Origin of the sequence: Streptomyces sp. SDr-06, assembly GCF_003324565.1 — a bacterium.
In the GTDB taxonomy this organism is placed as follows: Bacteria; Actinomycetota; Actinomycetes; order Streptomycetales; family Streptomycetaceae; genus Streptomyces.
Genome location: NZ_QOLA01000042.1, coordinates 22,949 through 30,378, shown reverse-complemented (window position 1 = coordinate 30,378; position 7,430 = coordinate 22,949). Strand labels below are relative to the sequence as shown.

General features: G+C 71.7%; 5 protein-coding genes. 1 reads left to right on the top strand and 4 read right to left on the bottom strand.

All coding sequences use genetic code 11. The features are described 5' to 3' along the window. Nucleotides 1–925, bottom strand: a 925-nt coding sequence (locus DT019_RS38015; protein ID WP_114041570.1) for an adenosylhomocysteinase, incomplete at its 3' end; no start/stop codon positions are given. 476 nt (nucleotides 926–1,401) lie between these two features. On the opposite strand from DT019_RS38015, the gene DT019_RS38010 reads away from it, so the two are divergent. Next, nucleotides 1,402–3,360, top strand: a complete 1,959-nt coding sequence (locus DT019_RS38010; protein ID WP_411292774.1) for a fructose-specific PTS transporter subunit EIIC — start codon at nucleotides 1,402–1,404, stop codon at nucleotides 3,358–3,360. Nucleotides 3,361–3,894: 534 nt separating this feature from the next. Here DT019_RS38010 and DT019_RS38005 read toward each other — a convergent pair. The 3 genes from DT019_RS38005 to DT019_RS37995 form a co-directional block, all read right to left on the bottom strand. Continuing rightward, complete coding sequence (locus DT019_RS38005; RefSeq protein WP_114041568.1) at nucleotides 3,895–4,854, bottom strand: cation diffusion facilitator family transporter; 960 nt, start codon at nucleotides 4,852–4,854, stop codon at nucleotides 3,895–3,897. Nucleotides 4,855–4,933: 79 nt separating this feature from the next. Continuing rightward, nucleotides 4,934–6,100, bottom strand: a complete 1,167-nt coding sequence (manA, locus tag DT019_RS38000; protein ID WP_114041567.1) for a mannose-6-phosphate isomerase, class I — start codon at nucleotides 6,098–6,100, stop codon at nucleotides 4,934–4,936. Between the two features lie 139 nt (nucleotides 6,101–6,239). Next, nucleotides 6,240–7,367 carry an SIS domain-containing protein gene (locus DT019_RS37995; RefSeq protein WP_114041566.1) on the bottom strand — a complete coding sequence of 376 codons (1,128 nt, stop codon included), beginning with the start codon at nucleotides 7,365–7,367 and terminating at the stop codon, nucleotides 6,240–6,242. Between the last annotated feature and the right edge of the window lie 63 nt (nucleotides 7,368–7,430).

The following is a 7,430-nucleotide window of genomic DNA, read 5'->3' as shown; positions in this document are numbered from 1 at the left end:
CCATCGCCGCCTGCAGCGCGCAGATCGGGTCGATCTCCGTGATGATCACCCGGGCACCCTGGCCCCGCAGCGACTCCGCGCAGCCCTTGCCGACGTCACCGTAACCACACACCACAGCCGTCTTGCCACCGATCAGAACATCGGTGGCACGGTTGATGCCGTCGATCAGCGAGTGGCGGCAGCCGTACTTGTTGTCGAACTTCGACTTCGTCACCGCGTCGTTCACATTGATCGCCGGGAAGAGGAGGTCGCCGTCACGCATCATCTCGTACAGACGGTGCACACCCGTCGTGGTCTCCTCCGTCACACCACGGATCTCCGAGGCCAGCTGGGTCCACTTCTGGGGGTTCTCGCCCAGGGTGCGGTTCAGCAGGGTGAGGATGTGGGCGTACTCCTCGGAGTCGGCCGTCGACGGGTCCGGGGCCGCGCCGGCCTTCTCGAACTCGACGCCCTTGTGCACCAGGAGGGTGGCGTCGCCGCCGTCGTCCAGGATCATGTTCGGGCCGCCGGTGGGGGTGTTCGGCCAGGTCAGGGCCTGCTCCGTGCACCACCAGTACTCCTCGAGGGTCTCGCCCTTCCAGGCGTAGACCGGGACGCCGGCGGGGGCGTCCGGGGTGCCGTTCGGGCCGACCGCGATGGCGGCGGCGGCGTGGTCCTGGGTGGAGAAGATGTTGCAGGAGGCCCAGCGGACCTCGGCGCCGAGCGCGACCAGGGTCTCGATCAGCACGGCGGTCTGCACGGTCATGTGCAGGGAGCCGGTGATGCGGGCGCCGGCCAGCGGCTGCGTGGCGGCGTACTCCTTGCGGATCGACATCAGGCCGGGCATCTCGTGCTCGGCGAGGGTGATCTCCTTGCGGCCGAAGGCGGCGAGGGAGAGGTCGGCGACCTTGAAGTCCTGGCCGGCGCCGGTGGCGTCAGTCGTCATGGCGAGCTGCTCCTCGTGGGTTGGTGGCGAGGGTGGGTACGGCTGGTCTGCGGGCGCGGCGATGGGCATGGGAGTGCCCGAACGCGCTCGCAGCGCAGTCCGTCGGAGGCCCTCTCTCCCTCGGCCGTATCCACGCGGGACCGACCGACCGCCATCAGCAGCGACGTCTGGCTCTGGTCACGAATCTACACCGATCGGCCGAGCGCGCCCCAGCGCGGCCGGACAAAGAAGGGTGCCGAAGATCGGGACCACAGTCCGGGCGAACTAGGCCCAACGGGACTTTTGATCCCGCCTTCGCGGGGTGGAGGATGCTTGGGTCGGCCCGGCTCGGGAAACGAGCGGACCGTACGAACGATCTGCGCGACGAGGCGCGAAGCGTTAGGAGACCCCACGTGACCAGTCCGGCTAGCGAGGGGCAGCGGAAGTTGAAGCTGCTCGCGGTGACCGCCTGTCCGACCGGCATCGCCCACACCTATATGGCCGCCGAGAAGCTGGCACAGGCCGCGGCGGCGCTCGGCATCGAGATGAAGGTGGAGACGCAGGGCTCCATCGGGGCCGAAAATGTCCTCTCTGACAACGATGTCAAGGAGGCGGACGGCGTCATCGTCGCGGCCGACAAGGACGTCGTGCTGGACCGGTTCGTGGGCAAGAAGGTGCTGAGCGTTCCCGTGGCCGATGGCATTCACCGCCCCGAGCAGCTCATCGAGCAGGTGCGGAGCGCGCCCGTGCACACCGGGGGCCATGGCGCTCCGGGCGGCGGTGGCGCCGGGGGTGCGGGTGGCGGCAAGGAGCGCAGCGCCGCGTACAAGGCGCTGATGAACGGCGTCTCGCACATGATCCCGTTCGTGGTGGTGGGCGGTCTGCTGCTGGCCGTCTCGATCGCGCTGGGCGGGCACACCACGCCGAAGGGGATCGTGTTCGAGAAGGACTCGTTCTGGTTCTACGTCAACACGCTCGGCACGCTCGGCTTCAAGCTGATGCTGCCGATCTTCTCGGGGTACATCGCCTTCGCCCTCGGCGACCGGCCCGCGCTGGTGCCCGGCATGATCGGCGGCTTCCTCGCCGCCGACGCCGTGAACATCTACGGGGCCGACGCCAACGCGGGCTTCCTCGGTGCGATAGCGACCGGTTTCCTCGCCGGGTACCTGGTGCTGGGGATTCGCAAGGTCAGGGTGCCGAAGTTCGTGCAGCCGATCATGCCGATCATCGTGATCCCGATCGTGTCGACGCTCGCGCTCGGGCTGTTCTACATCTACGTACTCGGTCAGCCCATCTCCTGGGTCTTCACTCACCTGACCAGCTGGCTCAACGGGATGACCGGGTCCAGTGCGATCGTGCTCGGCGCGCTGATCGGCCTGATGATCGCGTTCGACATGGGCGGCCCGGTCAACAAGACGGCGTTCCTGGTGGCGGTGGGTCTGATCGGCACCAACAACGCGGTCATGGGCATGGCGGCCGCGGCCATTCCGGTCATGCCGCTCGGCCAGGGGCTCGCCACGCTGCTGCGCCGCAAGCTCTACAGCGACCAGGAGCGCGAGACCGGTATCGCGGCGCTGTTCATGGGGTTCTTCGGCATCTCGGAGGGCGCGATCCCGTTCGCGGCGGCTCGGCCCGCACAGGTCATCCCGGCGAACATGCTGGGTGGCGCGGTGGCCGGTGCGGTCGCGGGGGTGGCCGGAGTGACGGACTCCGTTCCGCACGGCGGGCCGATCGTTTCGCTGTTCGGGGCCGTGGGTGGGGCGGCGATGTTCTTCCTGGCCATCGCCATCGGTACGGCTGTCACGGCGCTGACCACCAACGCGCTGATCGACCTCAAGGAGCGCAAGGCTCGGCGGGGTGGGGCCGAGGTGGCTTCCCTGGTGCCCGAGCCTGCGTTGGCCGGGGTGGCTGTGGGGAGTGCTGCGGGAGGGGGTGCTGGTGGCGTTCCTGCCGGGGAGGGGGCTGCTTCTGCTGACTCCGTCTCTGCCTCCGAGGTGCTCTCCGGGTACCTCACCGCTCGTACCGTCAAGGTCCAGCTCGCCTCACGCGACAAGGAGGCGGCGATCCGGGAGATGGCCGAGATGCTGGCCTCGACCGGGAACGTACGGGATGTCGACGAACTCGTACGGGTCGCGCTCGCGCGGGAGGCGCAGGGGACGACCGGGCTCGGCGAAGAGATCGCCATTCCGCATGCCAAGACGGATGCGGTGTCCGCGCCGACCGTGGGGTTCGCCCGGTCCGCCGAGGGCATCGAGTGGGGGTCGCTGGACGGGACCCGGGCCAAGCTCATCTTCATGATCTCCGTGCCGGAGGCTGCGGCGGGGGACGAGCACTTGCGGATTCTGGCGTTGCTGTCGCGGAAGTTGATGGATACGGAGTTCCGGGGGCGGTTGGCGGGGGCTGCGGATTCTGCGGATGAGGGGGCGGTGCTGGGGGTGCTGGGGGAGATTCGGTAGCCGCGGGTGGGCTGGGTGGGGTTTTGCTCCCCGCCCCGCCCCTTCCCGAGACCCTCCGGGGGATGGTTCGTCGGCCTCGGGCCGGTGGATGGCACTGGGGGCTCCGCCCCCAGACCCCCGCTCCTCAAACGCCGGAGCGGCTGATGTTGAACCTGCCCGGCGTCGAGGGGGCATGCCCGGTTGGGCGGGAGGGGCCGCAGTCCCCGACGGAAGTGCAGGCGCCCGCCCACGAGCGCCGAACCAGGGCGGCCCGCACTGACCGGCGAGGCCACGCTTCGCAGGGGCGCCCCGCCGGGGCCCAGATGAGGGAGCCCCCAGCCACCTGCGGTAGAGGCGGCTCAGACGGGCCCGCCCTCCCCGACGGGAGCCCCGTGCCCCGCCCCGGCCCCCGCCCTCAGCGCCCGCCCATGAGCGCCGAACCAGGGTGGCTCGCGCCAATCAGCCAGCCCAGGATTCGAAGAGGGCGCCCGGCCGGGGCCCCGAAAGCGCGCCCCTCAGCCACCTGCGGTGGGGGCGGCCAGGACGGGCCCGGCCTCAGCGGCCGCCCGGGGTGGCTTGGGGGTCGGGGCCTGCTGCTGCTTCTTCCGCGCTGTAGATGTCGGGCTCCAGGTAGATGACCCGGGCGATCGGGACCGCCTCGCGGATGCGGGACTCGGCCGCGTTGATCGCGGTGGCCACTTCCTGCGCCGTGTCGTCGTGCTGGACGGCGATCTTGGCGGCCACCAGGAGTTCCTCGGGGCCCAGGTGGAGCGTGCGCATGTGGATCACGGAGGTGACCGTGTCGCCGTCGACGATGGCCGCCTTGATCTTCGCCACCTCCGCCGTGCCCGCCGCCTCCCCGAGCAGCAGCGACTTGGTCTCCGCCGCCAGGATGAGGGCGATGAGGATCAGCAGGACGCCGATGCAGAGCGTGCCGATGCCGTCCCAGACGCCGTCGCCCGTGGCCAGGGCGAGGCCGACGCCCGCGAGGGCGAGGACCAGGCCGACCAGCGCGCCGAAGTCCTCGAGCAGGACGACGGGGAGCTCGGGTGCCTTGGCGCGGCGGATGAACTCCCTCCAGGAGAGGCTGCCCCGGGTGGTGTTCGACTCCTTGATCGCCGTACGGAAGGAGAAGCCCTCCGCGGCGATGGCGAAGACCAGGACGCCGACCGGCCAGTACCAGGCCTCGATCGCGTGCGGGTTCTTGATCTTCTCGTAGCCCTCGTAGACCGCGAACATGCCGCCGACCGAGAACAGCACGATCGAGACGAGGAAGGCGTAGATGTAGCGCTCGCGGCCGTAGCCGAAGGGGTGTTGGGGCGTCGCCTCGCGTTGGGCCTTCTTGCCGCCGAGCAGCAGCAGGCCCTGGTTGCCGGAGTCGGCCAGCGAGTGGACGCTCTCCGCCAGCATCGACGACGAGCCGCTGAACAGGAACGCCACGAACTTCGCTACCGCGATGGCGAGGTTGGCGCTGAGCGCCGCCACGATCGCCCTGGTTCCGCCTGACGCGCTCATGGAGTTGCCGTCTTCCCTTCGTCGGTTGCCCTGCGCGGGGGCCGGCCGGTGCCGGACCCCGCGGCGGCACATTGTTACATCAGGCAACCACTGTGGCGCGGAACACCGTTCCCGCACCGGACAGTTCGGTCTCCTCCTCCGCCGGTACGAAGACGGACGCGCCCGGGGTCAGGGCCAGTCCCCCGACCGAGGGGCGGCCCGCCGTGCAGAGGACGATCTGCGGGGTCCGCGCGGTCAGCCGGGTTGGGGCCGCGCCTTCCGCGCGTACGAAACGGGAGAGGCGGAACTCGTCGATCGGGGTCTCGTACAGCTCCTCCCCCGCCGCCGACGCCTCGGGGCGCAGGACGCCCGGGTCGGTCGGCTCGAAGCGTACGACCCGGAGCAGTTCGGGGACGTCGACGTGTTTCGGGGTCAGGCCGCAGCGCAGCACGTTGTCGGAGTTGGCCATGATCTCCACGCCCATGCCGCCGAGGTAGGCGTGCGGCACCCCGGCGCCGAGGAACAGGGCTTCGCCGGGCTGGAGTTGGACGTAGTTCAGGAGCATGGCCGCGATCACACCCGGGTCGCCGGGGTAGTGGTGCGCGAGGGTGGCGTACGCGGTGTATCGCGCGCCGCCCAGGCGTGCGCACGCGGCGGCCGTCTCGGCCACCGTCGCCGCCATCTCGGCGCGGTCGGCGGTCAGTACGGCCGTGAGGACCTCGCGCAGGGCCGCTTCGGCGGGGTGGGCGCGCAGCAGGTCGACGTACGGCTTGAGCGAGTCGACCTCCAGGGCGGCCAGGATCTCGGCGGCGTCCTCGGGCGTGCTGAAGCCGCACACGCCCTCGAAGGGGGTGAGCGCGCAGATCAGTTCGGGCTTGTGGTTGGCGTCCTTGTAGTTGCGATGCGGGGCGTCGACCGGGACCCCGGCGCGCTCCTCGGCCTCGTACCCCTCGTGTGCCTGCGCGAGGTCGGGGTGGACCTGGAGGGAGAGCGGGGCGCCCGCCGCGAGGACCTTGAGGAGGAAGGGCAGGCGCGGGCCGAAGCGGGCCACGGCGGCGCGGCCCAGCTCGGCCACGGGGTCCGCCGCGATCACATCTGACAACGATGTCGGACCTGCGCCCCGGTCGAGCCGGGACGGCGCTCCGGGGTGGGCGCCCATCCACATCTCGGCCTGCGGTTCACCGGTGGGGGCGGTGCCGAGGAGTTCGGGGATGAGGGTGGTGGAGCCCCAGGCGTAGGGACGGATGGTGTTGGTGAGACGGTCCATGGGTCGTCCTGTGTTCTCTTTCGGGTCCGGAAGACGGTCGGCCTTCGGGCCGGCCGAAGGCTTCCGGCGCTCCGAGGCGTGGACTGGCTGTGGCAGGCGCCCTGTCCCTGGGCAGACCCCGGCCGCGGCGCGGGCGGGGTCAGGTCGACGCGATCGTCAGGTACACGGTCGCGAAGTCGGTGATGGCGAGGAGTTCGGCGAGGCATTCGAGCTCGGAGCCCTCCTCGGGTTCGAGCTCGCTGACCGGGGCGTCGTGGCTCAGCGCGAGCTCGCGGGCGGCGGGGGCGGCGGACAGGCCGCCGGTGGGGCGGTCGCGCAGCAGGAAGACCCGGGCGTGCAGCCGCTCCGGCTCGTCGACGCGGTCGCGGAAGAAGTCGTCGGGGTCGGCGCCGGCCGCGAGCGAGCCGGCGAGCAGCACGCCGTGCGCGGGCAGCGCCTCGGGCAGCTCGGCGGCGAGCGCCGGATGACCGGACAGCTCGCTGAGCACTGCGGCGAACCGGCGGCCCACCGGGGCCGCGCCCTGGCCCTCGGTCCAGATCAGCGGGAGCGACTCGGCGAGCTCGGAGGCGAGCGTCTTGGCGGGGTTGCTGTACGTCGCGATCGCCGGGCCGCAGCGTTCGGCGGTGCGGTCCAGGCGGGCGGCGATCTTCTCGACGGTCTCGGGGGGCGCGCTGAGCAGGCCGACGCGGTCGAGGAGCGCGAGCAGGGGCGTGAACAGCGACCACAGGGCGCCCGGGCTCGCGGCGGACATCTCCGCCTCGTCGGGCTCGAAGGGCGCCGCCGCCATCGGGACGACGAGTCCGTGCACCCCGTCCACGGCCTCCGCGAGCGGGGAGCGCTGCGGCGCGACGGCCACGACGTTGCAGCCCCTGCGGTAGGCCTGCTCGGCGAGGAGGGCGAGGCCCGGCTCGGTGCCGTCGGTGGTGGTGATGAGCAGCAGGTCGACGGAGCCCGCCCAGCCCGGCAGGCTCCAGCGCAGGGCGCCCGCCGCGGGGGCCACCCCGGTGGACTCCAGCCGGGTGACCGGGGCCGAGGACCCCGCCAGCGCCCTGATCAGGTCGGCCACGCCCGCCGCCGCGGTGCCGGGGCCCGCGATCAGTACGGACCGGGGGCGGCCTTCCGGCTTCAGCTCGGCGATGCCGGCCTCCGCCGCGTGCCGGGCCGCGGTGCGGACGCGGGCGCCCGCCTCCGCCGCGCCGCGCAGCAGCCCTCGGCGGTCGGCCCTGGCGAGGGCTTCCGGTGCGTCGAGCAGCGACTCGTCGAGCATGGGGGTCGGCCTCCGGCTCTACTGGGCGGTTACCGGGACGGTGTGCGGGCGGGGCCCGCACCC